Origin of the sequence: Paenibacillus sp. FSL W7-1088 (assembly GCF_037969855.1) — a bacterium.
Taxonomy (GTDB): Bacteria; Bacillota; Bacilli; order Paenibacillales; family Paenibacillaceae; genus Paenibacillus.
In genome coordinates this window covers 1,161,444-1,182,168 of sequence record NZ_CP150216.1, presented here as the reverse complement: position 1 = coordinate 1,182,168, position 20,725 = coordinate 1,161,444, and the positions used below count along the sequence as shown (strand labels likewise).

Genomic DNA, 20,725 nt, shown 5'->3' with positions numbered 1-20,725 from the left:
CGATTTGGTATGTTCACGCAGCTAGCTCCGTTAGTCTCTTTACATAAATCTATGTAAAATTTCACGTATCCAATACGCCTATTATATCGCATTTTGAACTTTCAAATCGCTAATATCTTCTATGCTTCTTATTATTAACCTGAAATAGACTTGGAGTGAACATTCATCTGCAACAAAAAACCTGAGCAGACTGCCCAGGTGCGATGATATTCCAATTCGAATACGTTTATTGACACTCAACTCATCCCAGCTATTTTACTCAGACTTCTTGAAATCGGCTTGCTGCTGTTCATAGATTTCATAGAAATCATCCCAGACAAGTACATTGTCCTTTTCTTTGCTCCACCAGTCTTTGTACCATGTTTCAATCTCCGGGCCACCACCCTGTTCCCACTTTTGCTGCGCTTCTGCAGCAGCCTGCTCAACTGTATACTTACTACCGCTGATAATGGAACGGGTGAAAATATCATTAATGGCTGTCGTCACATTGGTAAGCTTCACCTGAAGCTCTTTGGGCAGCTGCGGCATATGTTCTGAGTGGGTAACGCCTTCACCCACCGGCAGATCGTTCATGTATACTTCCCTTGCTTCCTTGAAGAGGCGAAGTCCTTCCTTCTGGGAAGGGATTTCCTCACTAAACAGCATTTCGGTGTAACCGCATTTGCCTTCCTCCAGGCGGCTGTACAGCATCGCGTAATCACCAGCCCAGCTTATTTCCTGTTTGTACTTTTCCTGATCAGATATACGCGGGCAGCCCTGTTCGTTCAACGTATAATGAGTGCCTTCGAACCCGTTCTTGACCGTTCGGCCTGTCTCGGTTTTGGTTAGAAAATCAATATATTGAATGACGGCTTCCGGATTTTTGGCACGGGCATTCACAACGGCCGTCATCTGCACCGGGTTATTCCATACCATCGTATATTGACCCACCAATGTGGAAGGCAGGGCAATGACCTTCAGCTTGGCATCAGGCACATTCTGCATGAGCGTATCCAGTTCCTTGGCCGCAAATCCAGTGTAATCAGCCGTCATTGCGGCATACATGCCTATTTTCCCGTTCAGGAAATCCTGTTTGGACTTAGCTCCATCCTTGTCGGTCAGAAAATCCTTGTCTACTACCCCCGCCTCAAACAATGCCCGCTTAAACGCCGTCATTTCCTTCATGTGATTGGGGCCAACAACGATCTCCCCGTCCTCCACGTTCACCCAATTGGCATTGTACATGTAGCGGAATAATCCCGCAGTGTCCCCAAATTGCAAACCTCCGATTCCAAAAGTATCGTCTGCACCGTTCCCATCCGGATCATTCTCTGTGAATGCCTTGGCGACCGCCAGCATCTCTGCTTCGTTCGTCGGCACCTCCAGGTTCAGCTTTTCCAGCCAATCTTCACGAATGAAGAAACTGGTCAGCGGAAATACCTCATTCATTCGGCCCACTTCATATAACTTGCCATCGCTCTTGATCCCAGCTTTCTTTAACTGTGGATACTTCTCCATCAGCGCTTTATATTCCACACTGGAGTTCTCAATCAGTTCATCCAGCGGCATCAGTTGTTTTTGATTAAATAACGTATTCCGAATAGGCGTTCCGAATTCAAAAATAACATCTGGTGCACTGCCCGAAGCAAACAGCACGTTTAATTTGGACTGCGATTCCCAGCGGGGAACCGCCGTATATTTGACATTGGCCGGGCCGTTCTCATTGATCCACTTGGACCACATGTTATCCTCAATCGTTCCCATACCGCTTGGTACGGCGCCCCGATCATAGATCGTCGACGTTATATTGCCGCGCGCACCTTCCCCTTCAGCCTGCTCACTTCCACTTCCTCCTGAACACCCTGCCAGTATTCCGCCGATTAAGCCCAGAACAAGACCGGACTTCATCCATGCCTTGATGGATATCACCATAAGATCAGACCCTCTTTCTTATATAATGTGAAATGAAATAAGCGAATGGCTTGCAACCTGCACTACCCTTTAATAGAGCCCAGCATAACCCCTTTAACAAAGTACTTTTGCAAGAATGGATACACTGCCAAAATGGGAATGACCATCACGATTACGGCCGCTGCCCGAATGCCTTCTGGCGTTAGATTCGAAATCATCGTCGGATCGGTAAAATCCTGCACGTTCAGATTGGACATAATCATATTTTGGACCAATACAGTCATGTTGTACTTAGAGGTGTCGTTGATATAAATCATCACACTCATGAATGAATTCCAGTACCCTACACCATAGAACAGAGCAATGGTCGCCAGCAACGGTTTGGACAGAGGCAGCACGATCCGAAATAACAATCCGAGCTCTCCGCATCCATCGATGCGTGCAGCTTCGTCCACTTCCCCTGGCAGATTTTCAAAATACGATCTCATAATCAGCATGTTATACGTACTTACCAGACCTGGCAGCCAAAGTGCACCATAACTGTTCACCAGCCCAAGGTTCTGCACCACCAGATAAGTCGGAATCAATCCGCCGTTAAAAATCATCGTGAATACCATCGCCATCGTAAAAAACCTGCGGTGGTAAAAATGCCTGCGCGACAGCGGATACGCCGCCATAATCGTAACAGCCATACTCAGCCCCGTACCGATTAACGTAATCTCGACACTGTTCCAGAACGCATTCAGGATTGGCGTCCCAGTCATTAGACTGTGATAGGAAAACCAGGTGAAGTCGACTGGCCATAGCCCTACTTTACCGGATACAACGGCTCTCGCATCACTCAACGACAAAGCCACAATATTCAGAAGGGGCAGGATACAGCTGATGGCTACCAATGTTAACAACACATAATTGATCATATAAAAGACTTGTTCTCCTCGTGTTTTTCTCACTCTGCTCCGCCTCCCTTACCACAAACCTTCGTTAAATCGACGTGCAATATAGTTGGCACAATAGATGAGAATAAACGCGACCAGTGATTCGAATAATCCCATGGCCGTCGTCAGGCTGAACTGCGCTCCCTGAAGACCTGTGCGATAAATATACGTACTGATGACATCAGCAACCTCGTTCACGTTAGAGTTCTGCAGCATATACACTTGGTCAAATCCAACTTCCATCACGCGCCCCATCGACAGAATAAGCAGCAAAATAATGGTGGAGCGAATGCCCGGAAGCGTTACGTGCCAGATCTGTCGCATCTTGCTCGCCCCATCCATCTGTGCAGCTTCGTACTGGCTTGGATCGATGGTCGTTAGTGCCGCCAGAAAAATAATCGCGTTAAAGCCCATGTCCTTCCAGATACCTGACCCGACAAACACGGCGATCCAAGAGCCTTTGTTGTACATGAACGGATACGGCTCTCCCGTCCAGGCTTCCACCCATCGGTTCACAATTCCGTTCTCCAGTGAAAATACGGTCATGATCATCATTGCAATGATGACCCAGGAGAAAAAGTGCGGCATGTACACCACGGTCTGCACGGTCCGCTTAAACGCCATGTTTCTCACTTCATTCAGCATGATCGCCAGAATAATCGGGATCGGAAAACCCACGATAATGCTAAGCAGACTGAGAAATAGAGTATTACGGATGATCTCCACTGTGCGCGGATCGCTGAACAAGGTCTGAAAGTGTTGAAAGCCCACCCATGGACTGTTCCAAAGCCCGTCATAGAAGTTATAATCCTTGAAGGCGATGACCAGCCCCCCAATCGGCGCATAACGAAAGATAAGATAAAACAGGATCACCGGAAGAAACATCAATAGTAGCGGAATATTCGTCTTGAAACGGCGAAGCCGCTGCTGCCGGATTCTCTGCCTCACTTCGTTTTCTGGCGGTTCCAACCTTGGCGGCCCTGCGGCCAGCTCTCCCTTCATGTTCATCACTCCTCTCTGCTGTGGATGTCTATAGTTGTATTTTAGATATAAATGTAAGCGTAAACATTCGATATTTAACGATCCTTTTTTAAATTTCTACGCAAAATAACCCCACATCGTGGGGCTGTGTTCGGTAACAGCTTCTACTCGCTGCTCTCATGGCTCGGCTGCTTGCGAAATTCGCGGGGCGACAGCCCGGTTATCTGTTTGAACACGGTTGTAAAATAACTGGAGTTATCGAACCCGGTCTGTTCAGCAATGTCCGCCATGCTCTGCCGGGTACTGTGCAGCAGTAACTTCGCCTTATCCACTCTACGCTTGCTGACGTACTGGCTGAAGCCATGACCGGTTTCTTTTTTGAACAGGTGACTGAGATAATTGGGGGTCACGTGAACATGCGCGGCTGCCGCTTGAAGATTACAATTGCTGGAATAGTTCATCTCGATGTACTGAAGGACCCGTGTGACCACATGATCCTGTTGTTCCTGCGTAAGCCGGACCAGCATACCAAGCCATTCTTCTCTTTTGCAGCGTGCCCAAGCCATCACTTCCGCTACCGAATGAATCCAGAGCAACGGATCTGGGCCGAACTTGTCGACACTCGCAAACTGCTGAACACGGAACTGCTGCACTAACAGATCGGTCATCACTTTCATGAGCAGCTGAATCTCGGCTTTACATTCAGGGAGAGGCATCCGGGATGCATGGCTGAACAGTTCATCTATCCGTGCAGCCATTTGCTGCATCTGCTGCTTCAACAAGAATGCTGCCAACTCATCACGCAATCGATCCGATCTCTCTACCAGACTGTACTGTTCCCTAATTCGGTTATCGGATTGCCGCTGGCAGTATCGCTCATGCGCTTTGCGAAGAACACGACAGGCCTCATCTAGAGAGAAGGGCTTGAGCAGAAACTCCATAGCACCATAACGGATGGCGCGCTGTGCATATTCAAACTCCCGATAGCCCGTCAAAATAATGATCATAATGTCCTGACCACGATCATGGATCTGTTCTGCCAAGTCCAAGCCATCCATCACCGGCATGTTGATATCCGTAATAATTAGATCCGGTGTACAACTGTTTACAGCTTGCAGCGCTTCTTCTCCGTCGGCAGCTTCACCAACTACTTCCCACCCGAGTGGATTATTGGAAACCAGATGTATTAATCCTTGCCGAAACATCGCTTCATCATCGACTACGAGCATTCGTCCATTCAATGGATGTATTCTCCTCTCAGCATGTTATCTGTTCTCTTCCAGCAACCTATTCTACCTGATAGGGCAAACGAAGCCGCACCAGCGTTCCCACTTCAGCAGTGGATTCGATCTGCACACCATAAGGGTCGCCATGAATCAGTTCGATTCGTCTGATTACACTTCGCATGCCAATGTGTTGACGCTCCTCATCAGCGTGTGCCAAAGGTGCCAAAATACGATCCATCATGGATGGGTCCATCCCGCATCCGTTATCGGCTATCTCCAGAATAAGCATGTCCGATTCTGCATCATTTCCCGCGTACCGGAAGACGCGAATCTCGAGACGACGATTGTCTCTTTTGTCCGCAAAGGCATGAACAAACACATTCTCCACAATGGGTTGCAGCAGCAGCCGAATCACCTGGCAACGTAGCAGTTCAGAAGGAACAGAAATCTCGATCGATAAGGCCTCCTGATACCGGGCCTGCTGAATCTGCAGGTAATGGTCAATCTGGTTCATCTCATCCTGCAGGGTAGTCAACCGCTGGACTGGCTCCAGTGTATATTGCAGCATTTCGGACAAGGCCGTAACCAGACGCGCCGACTTCTCATCTCCAAGCATATAGAACTTCCAGAAGAACATACTTAATGTGTTATACAGAAAATGTGGATTCAACTGGGCCTGTATAGCCTTGAGCTCAGCTTGCTTTTCACTTAATTCACGCTCATAGACTTCATGAATCAACGTATCGATCCGTGATGCCATCGCATTGAATCGTTCTCCAATGAAGCCCAGCTCATCCTGTGTCTGAATCTGAACGCGTGTATCGAATTGTCCGTCGCGCACTCTTTTCATCGCGTTAACCAGACTGGCCAGTGGACGCAGCAGCCTGCGGCTGATGATGGTAATAATGATCCACGAACACAGAACCGTGGCTGCCGCAGAAAATACAGCAACCTTTACGATAATCTTGCCCTTATGCTGAATCTGAGCCAAGGATACTTTGCTGATTAACGTGAACTTGGCTTTGTCCGACGTTTGTTTTGTATACAAATGAGCGGTTCCCTGCTCGTCCCTAATCTCGGTTGCTCCCATGCTTAGTTGTGTAAGCGGTGGTGGGTCTGCATCTTGATTATGAAACGCATATACCAGTTTCCCATCTGCATCCAACAAATACGCGGCAATATCTTCATTAAGACGTAGGTCCTTAAGATAGGATTCATACAGAGAGGTATTAAAGAGGATCAACATGACCCCATACGTCTCCAGATCAACAGAACGCATTAAGCGCCCTGCCAGAATCCAGTTGGATTTTTCCTCCTGAAGAAAAGCATCTGCATCCAGACGGTTCCATACATATTCTCCTCCCGTCCCTTCCAGCTTATGGACCATCTCAGCCAAATATGAGGGGTCCATCTGTTGGAACGATCCGGCAAACGTACCGAGATTAAATATGTTCCCCTTCAAATCATAGATTCGAATTCCCATGATCTCCGGTGCATCGAGACGAACCTGATACAACTGATCATCCAGTTCCTCCTCCAGCTTCATCTGATCATAGGAGGAAATGCCCGCAGCCTGCGCCTTAATTGCATTTTTCACGGAGGGATTCAGCGTAATGTAGTCCGTCACTTTATACATGTCGTGCACCCTGGAATCGAGTCTTGCAAGTACCTGTTCTGCGGTAAGACTATACTGGCGACTCACTTCCTCATTAAACAGCGAAATATGTATGCGATAAGTAATTAACCCCGTGATGCCTGATATCAATACAGTCGCCGCCGACAGAAACAAAATCAGTTTTGTTCTGAATTTAAAGCGTTTACATAACTGAATCCATCTCATCACTCTTCGCACCTCACCCTTGTCCCGCACCACTTTATTCTTAAAAAAGATATCATACCCCTATGTAAAACAACAGAAAAACCCTGACCCCGTGTTGACGGTAGTCAGAGTTTCTACCTGCTCTATGAAGGATAAGCCGTATGAACATTTGTCAGAACAGTATTTTCCATAGATGACTATTTGCCGTATGTCTGCTCCATACGTTCTTCTTCATTGGTGGACAGCAAAATGTTCAGCAGCCCCATCACGTTATTCGCTTCTGTTCTGGCTTCCGTATACTTCTCAGCAAATGCGGCTTCGTCCTGTTCCGGATCTATTGCAGCCAGTTTGGCCCACGACTCGCGTGCTTTATCGTAAAGTTTCGTTAAAGTGATGTCATACGTATGCTGCGCGACAGGTGCCATGGAGTCGAACTCCGCTGCATTCTTGAAAAATACCATCGAGTCCGTAAAGGACTGACTGGTGTAATCCTTGTTCTTCATGGCATCCTCCGTGAGGAGCAGCGCCTGACGAGAGATAAACAACGTCTTTACCATGGCACGTTCCAGATTGGTTGCTTCTTCCCATGATACATAGGAGACTTCCGGTGCCTGAACGGTTGTGAAAAAAGGAAAGGCATCATCGATCAAACGCTGTGAATCGGAATGGATGGGAATACCTGTGTTCATATTCACTACCGCATCACTGTAGTTGGCGATATTAATATTTTTGGAGCCTTCTTCACTTACCCTGCGTACCGGATGATCGTTAAGCGGGACACGGATATAGCCAAGCTTGTCTGCATATTTCTGCTTCAATTCCTCCAGTGTAGAGTCCACTCCGATCTTGCCTTCTTCAGGCGAAGACCCCGCTGTATCGGAAGTTGAGGAGGTGCCCGCAGAGTCTTCAGCATTGGTATCTGCTGCGGACGTGTCAGTCGTTGACGTGTCCGAGCTATTGGTCGCTGTAGCCACCGTGCCAGCATCCTGAGCAGACTCCTTCATCGTTGCTTCCTTCGCCCCACCGCCACATGCAGTCAATATGGCAACCAAGCTGAAAATGGCCGTGAACATCTTGATTCTATGATTCCAACTCATTGTGTAATCTTCCCCTTATCTTATGTATGTACCTGGGTTATATTAACCTCTACTTCAATCCATGAATAGTTCATTCCATAAACATTCTTTCGGATAACATAGATAGACTACTATATAATCTGGTCTTTATTCTATCATAAGTTAAATACTGGGTGTATAAGACATTGTGCCTGCATGCTTATGCTGTATTTCCGTCAGTCCTATTCTCACTTACGGAGAGAACAAAAAACACGGTCATCCATGAAAGGATAACCGTGTTGATATGCACGCTCGGTAAGCTGCATTATTCGTTTTCAATTCATCGCCGTATGAATGATGCAGCAGGTTGCAGGTTCGATTCCTCTTATTTGATGCCTTTGGCCTTCTCCATATGATCAGCCCGAATCTGGGGATCCGTGGAATTGACTGCGGACAGCATGTTGTAGATGGCCTGAATATCCTGTTCCTTATACAACGTTTCGGGGACTTCGGTCTCAAGCCTTTCCGTTTTGCGCAGGATGGTCTCCACCAATTCATGATCATAGATAATCAGTTCATCCGAATTAACATACCGCACAGCTGGATCAACACTGATCCGGCAGCGATTGGTGAAGGTCACCATGGAGACGAGACGAACTCTTTTATAATCACCGAGGTGTGCCTGAATGGCCTCCACATGCCCTCGGTGCTGCATCAGTGGGTTGTACATCTTGATTCGGCTGCTGCTGACTGTCCAGTTGGCCTCTCTTCGGCCGCCACGAATCTCACCTGTCGTCAGGTTTCGTGTCTCAATCACGAAGATTCCCCGTGGACCGATAACGACATGATCAATCGATGAGTAACCCGAGCGAGACTTGGGATTGGCAACGAGCAAGTCGTTCAGCACTTTGTATTCACCCGGAAGAGCATGCAGCTGCTGGGCAGTGCTTGGTTCCTCGGGCTGACGGGTCCAATCTCCGTCCGATTTCGTTTTGCGACGACTACGGACCATACGTGTGGGAATGGGGGCCGTTGACGGTAAAGATGAAGCGGAAGCTGATATCTGGTTCGCGAGCTCTGGCTGTGACTTGAACAGAGACAGGATTTTTTTGAACATGGGCAAGCTCCGTTCTATGTAGTGTGGGTTTCGCACATCCATTATGTATACTTCTATTACTTATGTCGGATAAAGAGGGGCAAAAATAAAGGGAAGAGGACCAACAATCCATTGTTCAACTAAAGTATATACCAATATTTAACCAATACTGTGACTTTAGACGCATACGAGAAGGGGAATTTTAAAAAAAACAGCGTATTCCTTTCTATTGAAGAAAAAGAACACGCTGTTGTCTTGGTTGTGAGGATTAAGCCTGTAAATAATAGGTGTAAAGCACCTGCGTACCCTTTTCATCCAGACCGTTGCTGGATATTTCCTGATACAAGGACTCAGCCAAGGCCAGCCCTGGTGTCTTCATCCCCATAGCTTTGGCAGATTCGAGAGCGATACCCATGTCTTTGATAAAATGTTTCACATAGAATCCAGGCTCATAATCGCCTGCGATCATGCGCGGACCGAGATTGCTAAGTGACCAGCTCCCGGCTGCACCGGTAGCGATGCTCTTCAGCACATTCTCCGCGTCCAGACCGGATGTCTTGGCATAAGCGAGTGCCTCGCATACACCCATCATGCCTGAAGCAATGGCGATTTGGTTGCACATTTTGGTATGCTGTCCTGCTCCTGCTTTGCCTTGCAGCACAATGTTAGTGCCCATTTGCTCGAACAACGGACGAACCGCTTCAAAAGCCTCCGTACTACCACCAACCATTATGGACAGCTTGGCATCCCTTGCTCCGATATCCCCACCGGAAACCGGTGCATCCAATGCATGCAGTCCTTTCGCTTCCGCGGCTTCATAGATCCGTGCAGCCAGCAGCGGACTGGATGTGGTCATATCAATCAGGTACGAGCCTGGTTTCGCGTTGGCCACGAGACCATCTTCACCAAGATAAATCTCCTCAACATCCTTCGGATACCCCACCATCGTGATGATGACATCACACTCGGCTGCCAGTTTGCCTGGTGTGTCATGCCATACGGCACCTTCCTTCACCAGCGCATCCGCCTTGGCGGCCGTGCGCGTATAGACATGCAGTGGATAGCCTGCCTGCTGGATATGCCCTGCCATGCTTTTGCCCATTACGCCTGTACCGATAAAGCCAACTTTCGTCTCTCCAAGTGCCTTCGTTGTATTTGTCATCGCAGGTTTCCTCCTCTTTCTCTATACTTCGTTTGGAGCTTGTCTTCTAAACTTGCTATATCTGTATGTTAATGCTTTCTGTCTCTTCCGTCTATCTCGTTTCGTCTTCTATTGTTCAAAAAGATAAAACAGGAATCGAAAATCCATTTCCTGTACAACCTAACGGAAACTTCCTTGAACGGAAAGGAGAATTCCCATGAGCCGTGAAAAGGGAGAAATCACGATTTGGCTGTCCTTTTCCATCATTTTGTTAAGTGCAGGCCTCGTGTGCCATGTGCTGTCCATTCCGGCGATCCTGGATTATGCAGGCAGAGATGGCTGGCTATCGGTAGTCGCTGCTGCTCCCTTATTTTTGTTATTTCTATGTATGATGTTCGTTATTATCCGGCGGGTACGCGGACAGCGTTTGACGGACTGGATCACGCGGGAATTTGGCGTAATTCCTTCATGGATTTTCCGTATCACTGCCTCACTCATGCTGCTTGCACTTGGATCACATACCTTATATGAAACAACAAACTGGACGGTATCCACCTATCTTCAATTCACCCCACCCTATGTGCTCGCAGGTGTGGGTGCACTGGTTGCTGCCTGGGCGGCTGCCAAAGGTATCCGTTCCATTGCCATGACTTCAAGTCTTCTGCTTCCATTCGTGATCCTGCTTGGATATTTCGTGATGTCAGCCAATATGAAATATAAAGACTATGGTCAGTTGTTTCCCATCATGGAATATGGTTCCGGCCCCGTTCTAAGGGGCATGATCTATTCGCTTGCTGGACTGATGGAAATCTGGATATTAATGCTGTTCCAACACGATATCAAAAGTAAAATTCGCTGGTGGCATCTTCTGCTGCTTGGGTTATTCATGCTCAGTATGGCAATTGGCCCAACGCTGGGAGCCATCGTTGAGTTCGGTCCGGAGGAAGCAGCAAAACAACGAAATAGCCCCTATGAACAATGGAAGCTGGTGAATATAGGAAAATTGCTCCAGCACGTGGACTTCCTGTCCATCTATCAATGGCTAAGCGGTTCATTTGCCAGAGTGGCGATCTCCATCTATCTTATCGTCGATCTGCTCGATTTTCGTAGACCAAAGAAAAGGTACGTTGCCGTTCTAATTGTCACCTTCATCATGTGCGCCATAGCTGTACAGTGGTGGAGAATTGATTACGTTGACTATTATGTAAACCATATTCAATTTCCCGTGATGCTGGCCTATGTATCCACGGTAACAGTCCTGTTGACCCTCGCCGCATTCATACACAAAAAAGACAAGGAGGCTCCCGCCCATGCCGCTCACAACCACAGGAAAGAAGAACCCCCATCTGGCTGAACCATTCCGAATCAATGAGCATAATCTGACGACGTTTTTTGCAGGTTCAGACGATGTGATCACCAGCAGCCATATGATTGGGGAATCTCCGCAGCAGATTGTCATCGTGTATTGCAGCGGTATGGTCGACAGCAAATCCATATATGATATTATTCTTCCCGAACTGACGCGAACGTACGAGAGTACTCACTTTGTTCGTGCATCGGATATCGAGAAGTCCATTACCCTGCAATGGACAAGTATAGACATACAGAATAATCCGCTGGGAAAGGAACTCATGTCCTTGCGGGTGTTTGAGGGACACATGCTCATCTGCATTCCTTCCATCCAGAAGATGTGGAGCATGGATATATCCAACATTCCTACACGGTCGCCGGATGAATCCACTACGGAAGTATCGATCCGCGGGGCACGAGATGGCTTTATCGAACGACTATCAGTCAATATTGCGTTAATTCGTACACGCCTGCGTACGGCTGAATTAGCCTGTAATATTGAATTAATTGGTTCTCGCTCCGTGACCAAAGTCGCCCTGATGTATATTAAGAACATTGCCAATCCCGAGCTGATTGATGATGTGAAGAATAGGCTGCGCAAAATCGATATCGAACGCATTATGACGGCCAATGAACTAGAGGAATTATTGTCCCCTTCCAAAGTCACATTGTTTCCGGTAACCCATTACACGGGCAGACCTGATTTTGCGGCTGAATGTCTTCTGAACGGACGTTTCGTCATTATCGTGGATGGCAATCCCAGCGTCATCATCGGACCCGTCAATTTGTTTCTGCTTCTCAAATCCCCCGAGGATGCCAGCTTCCCGTTTCTTCCGGTGAATGTGGGCCGTATGCTGCGTTTTATCGGGCTATTAATAACCGTGTTCTTGCCTGGTTTCTATATTGCGCTGACTTCTTTTCACATGGACCAGCTACCCTTTCCTCTAGTAGCCACGATTTCGGTTGGGCGCATGGGTTTACCTATGGAGTCTGGTGTGGAAATGTTTCTCATTATGCTGCTGATGGAGCTATTCCGGGAAGCAGGGGTGAGGCTTCCCAGCGCCATTGGTCAGACACTGACCGTTGTTGGCGGATTGATTATTGGGGATTCGGCCATCCGTGCAGGCATGGTTTCCCCGCTCATGATTGTCGTCATTGCTGTAACCGTAGTGGCCGGAGCAACGATTGTGAATCAGGTCATGACCAGTTCTGTTCTGATTCTACGTTTTTTCTGTTTTGTACTGGGGGCATCCCTTGGCATATATGGGTTCATTCTGTCCATTATCCTGTTCCTGATCTATCTGACCGATCTGAAATCGTTCGGGATTCCTTATCTCACGCCGCTCAGTCCGCTTAATTTCAAACAGGCACTCGCCTCCTTGTTCAAACTTCCGAAAGGATGGATGAAACGCAGACCTGTCTATCTCGAAACGCAGGAGCCGCGCAAAGAAGGGAATGAGCGATGAAGCGCCTTTTACAGCGATGGTTGCTTGGAGCGTTAAGTGTCTCTCTTTGTTTCGTGACCAGTGGGTGCTGGAGTGCATATGAAATTCAACAGGTGGATTATGCGAAAGCGATCGGGATCGAGTATAAGGATGGGTTGTACCATATGTATGTTCAGAGCATGGACTTTACCAGTGTAGCCAAAAGCGAAAGTTCAACCAAAACGGCGGAGGCTCCACCCGTGTGGGTTGGACATACATCAGGGAAAACATTGAATCTGGCGGTAAACGAGCTGTTCCGAAGTTCCCAGCTGCATATTGCTTGGGGCCATGTGACAGCCATTGTCATGGGCGAAAGTGTCTTGACAAGCAAGCATATTAAGGAAGTGTTTGACATGCTTGGACGTTTCCCGGAATCACGTTATACCACCTGGGTGTACGGCACGCGCGATCCACTAGAAAATATTCTTAGTGCCACGTCCATATACAATTTGTCGCCACTGGATAGCATTCTGCACAACCCTCTTCCCTCATTTCTGGAAGAATCGCTGTTTCCTCCAGTGCTCAGTTTCAAACTCATTGCCACCCATAACAATACGTCCACGACAACTTATCTGCCTTGTATCACCCTGAACAAGGAACACTGGTCGCAGAACAAAAAGAATTATGAACTGTTTATGATTGACGGTGCTTTTTTTGAAAGAACCGGGGATGATTTTGAATATTTGCCCCATAGCAAGCTTTCTGGATTTCACTGGTTACTTAAGGATATGCGTCGTGCGCCATTGATTATTGAGAACGAAGGAACCGTCTATGGTGTGCTCAGCGTTGGTTTGCCTAATATCAAAATTGTGCCTGTCATTCGTGGGAATGAGGTTCATTTCAACATCGATGCCAAGTACCTGACCGCTTTGTATGAATATCTCACCCCTGTTTCCTATGACGAGATGGTCCGATTCAGCGAGAAGACATTGCGGGAGCAAATCATGCAAACGTATCGCGAAGGTCTGAAACGCGGGGTCGATGTCTATGGACTTCAGGAGAAGGTTTATCGCAAAAATCCAGGTCTGTGGCGCAAGCTGTCCAACAACGGCTCAAAGATGATCCTGACGGAAGATTCCATTCAGAAGCTGGACATTCATATTACCATTCCATATACGGGTAAATTCCGTAGGAAAGTGTAGCCATAACAAATCCCCTGCCGTATGAAACGGACTAGGGGATTGTTTGGTTGATGCTTCGATTATTTTGGTAGGGAGATGAGATTTTAAATAACATTCATGTAATCTTCTAATCTTCGTTATCCAGGGATGAGTAGATCGTATTGCCAGCGTTATCGAGCCCTCGGATGTCCATCTGCATTTCCGTTATTGGCTGCTGAATTACAGCAAACCACAACCTCCCCTGATCAGAGGGATCAAGGATCCCTGCCTCTACTTCCGCAACCGGAGAATTCGGATTATAGCGGATAAGTAATCTGATTATGTCCGGATTGTGGATATATCCGTATATAATATAGCACGTGTTGTCATTAGAATACTGGTATCCCGTCAGACGATAAGATATTGGCTCATCCTTATTGTCCTCAAGGACATTTTCTGATTTTATTACTTTTGAAGACCACTTCCTTTGCTGAATCAAGGCAGAAGCAATACCCTCAGTCTGGGTGTCCTGATATAAAACCAAGTGAGTTCTTGAATCGACGGGTGCTACCACCCTCACCTGTTCAGGTTGAATGTTATTTCTGGCTAGCAGGGGGGCGAACTCTTCTGGCTTGCATGATCGAATCAAGAGGAGAAGCGCTACAAATACTATAATAAATAACACATATGCTCCCCGTTTTCGATTACGTGTCATATGCAATCCTCTTTTCTTTAAAAGCTAAATTTCAATCCTAAGTATTCGACTATGATCCATGCAACAGGCCAAAGTAATGGAACATGAACAACCCAATAAGGGGCTTTATATCGCCCGTTCTCGTAACTGATCCCACAATAAAAAATCGCGAATAATACGCCTAAAGGATAGGTGAAAAGAATTTTAACCAATAGATCACGGGAAGTATCATATGTGTGTGGATACGGTGCCGATAAGGACATACCAAGTCCAAAAAGAGCCATAGGCCAAATAAACAAAGTAACTCCATACAAAACTAAAAATAATAATAAATAATTGTATAACTTCTCATTCTTCCTCTTGCTCATATGCCCTCCTGATTGCCTGAACGTAATCGCCCAACGTGAATAACCTTTATCAGAAGATTTTACAGGATAGATATGGAATTATAAATAGTTTATTCCTTGCTGATTAATAAAAAGACCTCCAACCATACAGGTTAGGAAGTCATTAATGATGTTAAATTATCGTATCCATCACTAGGCAGCGGCCGCCAATCAGACTATTTTCCATTCTGCCTATAGTACTCCATTATTCGCATACGTGTGGTCAAAATCAGGGTCTGTGGCAGTAGCACCACAAATATAAAAAGCGGCACGATCATCACCAGATGAGCGGCAAAATTCTCTGCGCCAAACGATGGTTTGGGAAGCTCAATGAAGTACCACCAGCACGGGATGGCAACAAACCAGGTCAGTCCGGTAGAGATGAATAAATCCTTCACCCCACTCCACAGAAAGCAGAACAATGCGACAAATACAATTGGAACAGCCCAGGAATCCAATATTGGTCCCCAGCTCTGGAAGACAAAGATAATGGCAGGATATAAAAGATTAATGGTCCAGCGCCAGATCGGATTGTGGTAGATAAACATAATACCTCCTTGCTCGGCAAGTAAACTGATTAATAAGGAGACGGCGCTTTACGCCGATCTTCGCGGTCTGCCTCTTCCATCTTTCTTATATATCGTTTTAATTGCTCTTTGTGTTCTTCTAACTCTGCTAATTTGGATGTAGTCCCTTCAAGAAAAGTCGACATTTTTGCAGACAACTTCACTGCAGACTCTCCCTTCCAATCTTGCAGCCTTCCATATATGCTTCGCATCTGCTGTTCCTGTTGAATCAAGCGTTGCTGCAACTGTTCACACTGCTGTATGGCTCTTCTCAAATCTGACAGTGAGATAAATATTCTCCCCATATGTACACCTCCTGTACGTTCATTCAAGCTAAGCTATCATTGATCTGCTAGAACAAAATCCTGCCTTTTCATTTCAATATAATCTGCGATTTCTGTAATTGATTCCTGATACCACCGATTAATCCGCTCCAACGTTGCTGTAGCATCATAGGCTATAGGAGTAAAGGATTGGCTCTCACTGGTTGATATATGTGCTTGAAACATCTGGATTGAGGAGCGTGCATCATTGGCAAAACCATGTAGACTATCCCGCATCTGTCGGGCAGCCTGTCCAAGTTCCTCAGGTGTTAACTGAATGGTGCTACCATGTCGGTCGCCAACATAGTACGCTGGGTCCTGCCTATTCATACCGGCCGGGCTGATTCCCAGCACTGCTGCCGCAAGTTGGCCAAACCCTCCCATCGTAGAACCATGCTTCTCAACAAGCGTAGTCATCGCTTCCTTAAACTCTTCTCTCGTCCGCATCATTTCTTCATAATTTCCCACTCTAGGCTGGCCTTCCACACGTTGCCCATCCATCGTAAACAGTATATTACTTATGTTCCCTTTTTCATCGAAAGTAAAATGATCCATACTATGCGTTCTCTGGCCAACTAGCAGAGATCCAAAAACTTAGATAGTACACTTTGTTCTCCCGATATGGAAGGAACACGGACAAATTCAAACGACCACTTGTTACCAAATAGTTTTTGTTCCCACCACGTCTCCCGAGGTATCGGTAAGAACATAGGGATTGTCTCGTATTTATTAGCATCTTCAAAAGTCGAATTGATATAGTAAGTAGCACCGACATGTTGCTCCGCGCTTTTCACACCAGAACCTACAGAATCCCCTGGATGGACATAGGCCACATTAGTTTTCAGATAATCTCCGTTGCGAACCTTCTCTTGCAAATCGTCAGGAAGCAAATGTACAACACTTGGCGGATTATAACTCGCTGAAGATATTCCGTTACGAATCGCAACATATTCTGCCTGCGCCCCTCCCAGCGAGTGCCCAGTCGTTGATATATCAGCTTCCGGGAACTCTTCCTTCACTTTGTCATAGAGATTCATTGCCTGAACAAACTGATTATTCCGGTATCTGGATTCAGCATCAATAAAAGGCATTTGTTTATGCAGAGGTAGCGCCGAAATCTCTTCCTTATATTGCTCCATGTAATTGTGAGTTTTCTCCAAATTTTTGGTTCGATTACCCACAACATCATTTAAATCAGTCTCCCAGTCGGTTACTACACTCCATTTGGGACGATCAGGCGGTTCAGTTCCCCTATAACCAATAATAACTTGATTGTGGTCCTCATTGTAAAACACTGAAGCATCAAATCCCGAACCATTCGTATCGTGAAGCATTGCCCCCTTGGGTTCAACTATTGTCCAACCTGGAAGATTTTCATTTTTGTATCCGGATGATGGTAAATCTCGTTTGTATACCTCATCTGCAATGGTCCAATATGTCTTATCATTTATGTATGTCATGATACCCCGCCTTGTCTATTATAATAATTTGTATTAAAGTGTCTTTAGAGTTTATTTCCATAAAAGGAGAATTAATGCCCTATGAAAATAAAACCTGTAGCTCTGATCTTACTTATTTTTTTATTTTTATTAGGAGGATGTTCAAGTATGTCTACCTCAGATAAGCAAAATATTTTAGAAACAGCTACACCAATAAGTGTTCAGTACATAAAGAAGTACTACAATGCGGACTTTATTGTAACAAGTCATGATATTGACGACCCTTCCATCCATTCACGCCTATACCTTTACGGTCATGTTCCAGGACATGAGGATGAACGTATTACCGTTTCCTATAATTATGATACAAAGGAGGTTCTCAGTGTAGAAGGACCAGGCTGGTTTATAGATAGCCGAAATCCGAAAAAGGAAGTACCTTCTTCCTGAGAAAAATCTGCAAAGAAATACACCGATATATTTACACTTCGTTATATAAGATTGGGAGAAAACATCCCAATCTTTTTTTAGTTGTTAGATGAATTTTTTGCAACAAATTCCCTTTATTTGTATCTATTCATTATAAATCAATATCTACATACCCGAAAACATATGCTTACAAAAATAAGCAGAAAGTCTGTAATTTCAATCTCAATGAGCTAAATATATGGAGTGCTTATAGGACGTTCTTACCAGTCTGATCAAAGATATGCTTATTTCTGGGAAAGAAATGAAGAATACAAGCATGATTATGGATATTATAGCTCATACTACCTTCAGGAAATTATTGAAGGAGTGACAACATGAGGTTAAAAAGCATTATCGCCGTTGGAACGGTGTTAACTTGCTCTACTCTGTTATGGGGATGTGGCAATGCCAATATGAACCATGCTTCGGAGCAGAAGGAGACCGTTCAAACCGAAAGCTGGAACGATCCCAAACGACTGGAAGCTTCCCACCTGGAAGCGTTGGAACGGATGGAAAAGGATCATATTCATCGCATGGTTTCGCTGAATGCGAGCATGGATGAAGACAAAGTAATGACCACCCTTGAACGATCCACCCAGAAGCTGGAGGAAATGAGACCTCTCGCTGAAATGCTGCAACATGAGGGCCATCCAACGCTTTTACAACGAATTCAGGAGATGGCTGGAGATATTCAAGGCTCGAAAGAAGTCGTTGCTGAGATGAAAAAACTGCCTCAGGACGGCAAAATTAAGATTCAGTCTGAAAATTCCGATTCCTTGCACCACATCAGCAGTTTTAGCGATTACCACCAGTACATGCAGGAGAAAATTCAAACGTTGAACAAGGCGAAGTCAGCTACACGTTAATCAGTATCGGCTATTCGGATAGCGTCGATCTTTAACAATTCATAAACAAAACAAACTATAGTTAGATGGGAAGTTTAATTCCTGTCTAACTATTTTCTTGTAAAGAGGTATTACTCTACCCTGCTGCGATCCCTGCGATCTTCTCTGTCCTCTTCCTCCATTTTACGAATATATCGCTTCAGTTCTTCTTTATGAGCTTCGAGTTCAATGCATTTTTATGCTTATATGTAATCTGGTTTAAATTAAGTGTCTATAGTATATTTATACCATCATATGGAAGCCAAGGTGCTATTGATTTAAAAAAAGATTACTATTCATTGTAGCCTTGGGACTAATTTTTACTATTCTAGGAGGGTGTATGTCTACTCAAGAGAAAGAAATTCTTGCTGATGCAGAGCAGTTTGCCCATAAATACATATTGGATACTTATGGGTTGGAGGTTGATTTTACTGATCATAAGTTCCTCTGAAGGTGGAAACGCTTTCTCTCCCTGAAGGAACGGACAAGAAATAATGCATCACATTCCATTGGTACGGCAAGGAGTAATGAAGTGAATATTCCTAATAGAAAATATCTTACATTAGCGTTCTTGTTTATATGGTTCATTTTTGCTTTCATCGTATTAAGCGGATGTATGTCAAATGAACAAAAAGACATCCTTCAAAAAGCCGAAGTAGCAAGTCTCACTTACTTTAAAGAAAACTATGGAATTGATGTAGAATTCACAAATCATAAATTCATTCCGGCTGACTTATCTCATACGGTATCATTGACGGGATATGTGAAAGGCAACAAAGATCAAGAAGTATTCGCTATGGTGGATTATGATACCTATGAAGTCAAAACAGGTTCAGTGCCTGATCATATCAAACCTCTTAAATAAATTGATTCATTTCTCACTAAGAAGTAAGATATTGTTTAGAATTTATTTTTTCTTTTGTTTAAGCAGTTCTTTGGGGACAATAGCTGTTTGGAATTCAAACGTATCATAATCAATAAGAATAGAGACTTCCGTTTCTTTGTCGTCTTTGACATGTCCGCTTAGACTAACATTGTGACTAAGATCTTTTGGCATGAACTTATGATCTGTAAACTCAACTTCCGTATTGTATTGATCTATAAAATACTGTTGACCAATTTCTGTGGCCTGTTCAATGATTTTGTTTTGATTGGGCATAGAATTGCATCCTCCAAGGATAAGTAATAAAAGTATAGATATCATAGATAAACATTTAAGCTTTTTAAAAATATTATTCACCCCCTATATATGTGAACTTATACCAAAAGAAGTAGAATCATTATAGTGCATCTTTGGCCTAATGAAGTTATTAGGCAGTGAATGTACACATAATTCCTCCATACCCACTGCCCTCACTTTAACATGCTATTCATTCAAAGGTATTTACCCTAATCATTCATGATTCATTCCACCCACAAGGATACCCATATAAAAATGCTGAACAACATTACTGGCATAAGCGCCCCAGTGGCTAACATGATCCAAAGTGTTACTGGCCTTACATTCAGGAAGTATTGATCAAACCAGTGAAATCTTTCTTTCCGCCATTTGGCAAACTTGATTTGCCTGATCATATGCTTCAACATTTTATGCCGTTGCTTTCCTTCCTCCACTTCTTCCAGCGCATGTCTTAACTCGTCATACAAACACGCCTCTTCCTGCTCAGCCAGTGTGGTTGTCGTCATTCTGCATCCCCTCCTTTACCTAATTTAACACGGAAACGTGACCAAAGTTTGGAATTTTATAGAGAAATGAACTTAAGATTGCTCAGGTTCCACAATCATCTTCACCAACTCCTGATCTGAAGTTTTTAATAACGGACCGTTCCCTCAAAAAAAAGTCAGGAGCGAGCTATCTCTCCTAATGTAGACAGCAAAAAGCGATCCT

21 protein-coding genes are annotated in these 20,725 nt (G+C 45.2%); 6 read left to right on the top strand and 15 right to left on the bottom strand.

All coding sequences use genetic code 11. The annotated features are described in order from the left end of the window. Window positions 1-255: 255 nt before the first annotated feature. The 8 genes from MKY42_RS05355 to MKY42_RS05320 all read right to left on the bottom strand — a co-directional run bounded on the left by MKY42_RS05355 (window position 256) and on the right by MKY42_RS05320 (window position 10,167). Window positions 256-1,911 carry an extracellular solute-binding protein gene (locus MKY42_RS05355; RefSeq protein ID WP_090893700.1) on the bottom strand — a complete coding sequence of 552 codons (1,656 nt, stop codon included), beginning with the start codon at window positions 1,909-1,911 and terminating at the stop codon, window positions 256-258. A 62-nt stretch (window positions 1,912-1,973) separates the two neighbouring features. After that, window positions 1,974-2,843, bottom strand: coding sequence for a carbohydrate ABC transporter permease (locus tag MKY42_RS05350; RefSeq protein ID WP_090893698.1), 870 nt, complete (start codon window positions 2,841-2,843; stop codon window positions 1,974-1,976). Window positions 2,844-2,858: 15 nt separating this feature from the next. Further along, window positions 2,859-3,713, bottom strand: a complete 855-nt coding sequence (locus MKY42_RS05345) for an ABC transporter permease subunit (protein ID WP_256222185.1) — start codon at window positions 3,711-3,713, stop codon at window positions 2,859-2,861. Window positions 3,714-3,973: 260 nt separating this feature from the next. Then, window positions 3,974-5,050, bottom strand: a complete 1,077-nt coding sequence (locus MKY42_RS05340) for a response regulator (RefSeq protein WP_090893695.1) — start codon at window positions 5,048-5,050, stop codon at window positions 3,974-3,976. A 46-nt stretch (window positions 5,051-5,096) separates the two neighbouring features. Further along, window positions 5,097-6,875, bottom strand: coding sequence for a histidine kinase (locus MKY42_RS05335; protein ID WP_339852725.1), 1,779 nt, complete (start codon window positions 6,873-6,875; stop codon window positions 5,097-5,099). Between the two features lie 176 nt (window positions 6,876-7,051). Further along, window positions 7,052-7,951, bottom strand: coding sequence for a hypothetical protein (locus tag MKY42_RS05330; RefSeq protein WP_090893691.1), 900 nt, complete (start codon window positions 7,949-7,951; stop codon window positions 7,052-7,054). 343 nt (window positions 7,952-8,294) lie between these two features. Further along, complete coding sequence (locus tag MKY42_RS05325) at window positions 8,295-9,026, bottom strand: nuclease-related domain-containing protein (RefSeq protein WP_090893689.1); 732 nt, start codon at window positions 9,024-9,026, stop codon at window positions 8,295-8,297. 247 nt (window positions 9,027-9,273) lie between these two features. Then, window positions 9,274-10,167: an NAD(P)-dependent oxidoreductase gene (locus MKY42_RS05320; RefSeq protein ID WP_339849326.1), complete on the bottom strand. Its 894-nt coding sequence runs from the start codon at window positions 10,165-10,167 to the stop codon at window positions 9,274-9,276. Between the two features lie 196 nt (window positions 10,168-10,363). On the opposite strand from MKY42_RS05320, the gene MKY42_RS05315 reads away from it, so the two are divergent. Genes MKY42_RS05315 through MKY42_RS05305 form a run of 3 tightly spaced genes read left to right on the top strand, consistent with a single transcriptional unit; the run spans window position 10,364 to window position 14,122 of the window. Further along, window positions 10,364-11,500: an endospore germination permease gene (locus MKY42_RS05315; RefSeq protein ID WP_339849323.1), complete on the top strand. Its 1,137-nt coding sequence runs from the start codon at window positions 10,364-10,366 to the stop codon at window positions 11,498-11,500. Continuing rightward, window positions 11,457-12,962 (top strand): spore germination protein, encoded by a 1,506-nt coding sequence (locus MKY42_RS05310; RefSeq protein WP_339849320.1) that lies wholly within the window; start codon window positions 11,457-11,459, stop codon window positions 12,960-12,962. The genes MKY42_RS05315 and MKY42_RS05310 overlap by 44 nt, the downstream gene beginning before the upstream one ends. Then, complete coding sequence (locus MKY42_RS05305; RefSeq protein WP_090893680.1) at window positions 12,959-14,122, top strand: Ger(x)C family spore germination protein; 1,164 nt, start codon at window positions 12,959-12,961, stop codon at window positions 14,120-14,122. Before MKY42_RS05310 ends, MKY42_RS05305 begins: the two co-directional genes overlap by 4 nt. A gap of 106 nt (window positions 14,123-14,228) precedes the next feature. Here the strand turns inward: MKY42_RS05305 and MKY42_RS05300 are convergent, their stop codons facing one another. From MKY42_RS05300 to MKY42_RS05280, 5 genes are all read right to left on the bottom strand, one after another. Continuing rightward, window positions 14,229-14,795: a hypothetical protein gene (locus tag MKY42_RS05300; RefSeq protein WP_339849316.1), complete on the bottom strand. Its 567-nt coding sequence runs from the start codon at window positions 14,793-14,795 to the stop codon at window positions 14,229-14,231. 541 nt (window positions 14,796-15,336) lie between these two features. Beyond that, window positions 15,337-15,708: a hypothetical protein gene (locus tag MKY42_RS05295; protein WP_063565968.1), complete on the bottom strand. Its 372-nt coding sequence runs from the start codon at window positions 15,706-15,708 to the stop codon at window positions 15,337-15,339. A 29-nt stretch (window positions 15,709-15,737) separates the two neighbouring features. Then, window positions 15,738-16,031 (bottom strand): WXG100 family type VII secretion target, encoded by a 294-nt coding sequence (locus MKY42_RS05290; protein WP_339849305.1) that lies wholly within the window; start codon window positions 16,029-16,031, stop codon window positions 15,738-15,740. 36 nt (window positions 16,032-16,067) lie between these two features. Continuing rightward, a complete protein-coding gene (locus tag MKY42_RS05285) occupies window positions 16,068-16,550 on the bottom strand; it encodes a hypothetical protein (RefSeq protein ID WP_339849301.1) in 483 nt (160 codons plus the stop codon). Window positions 16,551-16,624: 74 nt separating this feature from the next. Next, a complete protein-coding gene (locus MKY42_RS05280; protein ID WP_339849298.1) occupies window positions 16,625-17,509 on the bottom strand; it encodes a hypothetical protein in 885 nt (294 codons plus the stop codon). Window positions 17,510-17,590: 81 nt separating this feature from the next. Between MKY42_RS05280 and MKY42_RS05275 the strand changes: the two genes are divergently transcribed. From MKY42_RS05275 to MKY42_RS05265, 3 genes are all read left to right on the top strand, one after another. Next, the gene (locus MKY42_RS05275) at window positions 17,591-17,935 is read left to right on the top strand and encodes a hypothetical protein (protein ID WP_063565969.1); all 345 of its coding nucleotides are present in this window, start codon (window positions 17,591-17,593) and stop codon (window positions 17,933-17,935) included. Between the two features lie 353 nt (window positions 17,936-18,288). Further along, window positions 18,289-18,819: a hypothetical protein gene (locus MKY42_RS05270; RefSeq protein WP_339849294.1), complete on the top strand. Its 531-nt coding sequence runs from the start codon at window positions 18,289-18,291 to the stop codon at window positions 18,817-18,819. Window positions 18,820-19,369: 550 nt separating this feature from the next. Next, a complete protein-coding gene (locus tag MKY42_RS05265) occupies window positions 19,370-19,702 on the top strand; it encodes a hypothetical protein (protein WP_339849292.1) in 333 nt (110 codons plus the stop codon). Window positions 19,703-19,744: 42 nt separating this feature from the next. On the opposite strand, the gene MKY42_RS05260 is transcribed toward MKY42_RS05265, so the two are convergent. Continuing rightward, window positions 19,745-19,996 carry a hypothetical protein gene (locus tag MKY42_RS05260; protein WP_339849289.1) on the bottom strand — a complete coding sequence of 84 codons (252 nt, stop codon included), beginning with the start codon at window positions 19,994-19,996 and terminating at the stop codon, window positions 19,745-19,747. 245 nt (window positions 19,997-20,241) lie between these two features. Next, the gene (locus MKY42_RS05255; RefSeq protein ID WP_339849286.1) at window positions 20,242-20,523 is read right to left on the bottom strand and encodes a hypothetical protein; all 282 of its coding nucleotides are present in this window, start codon (window positions 20,521-20,523) and stop codon (window positions 20,242-20,244) included. Window positions 20,524-20,725 lie beyond the last annotated feature (202 nt).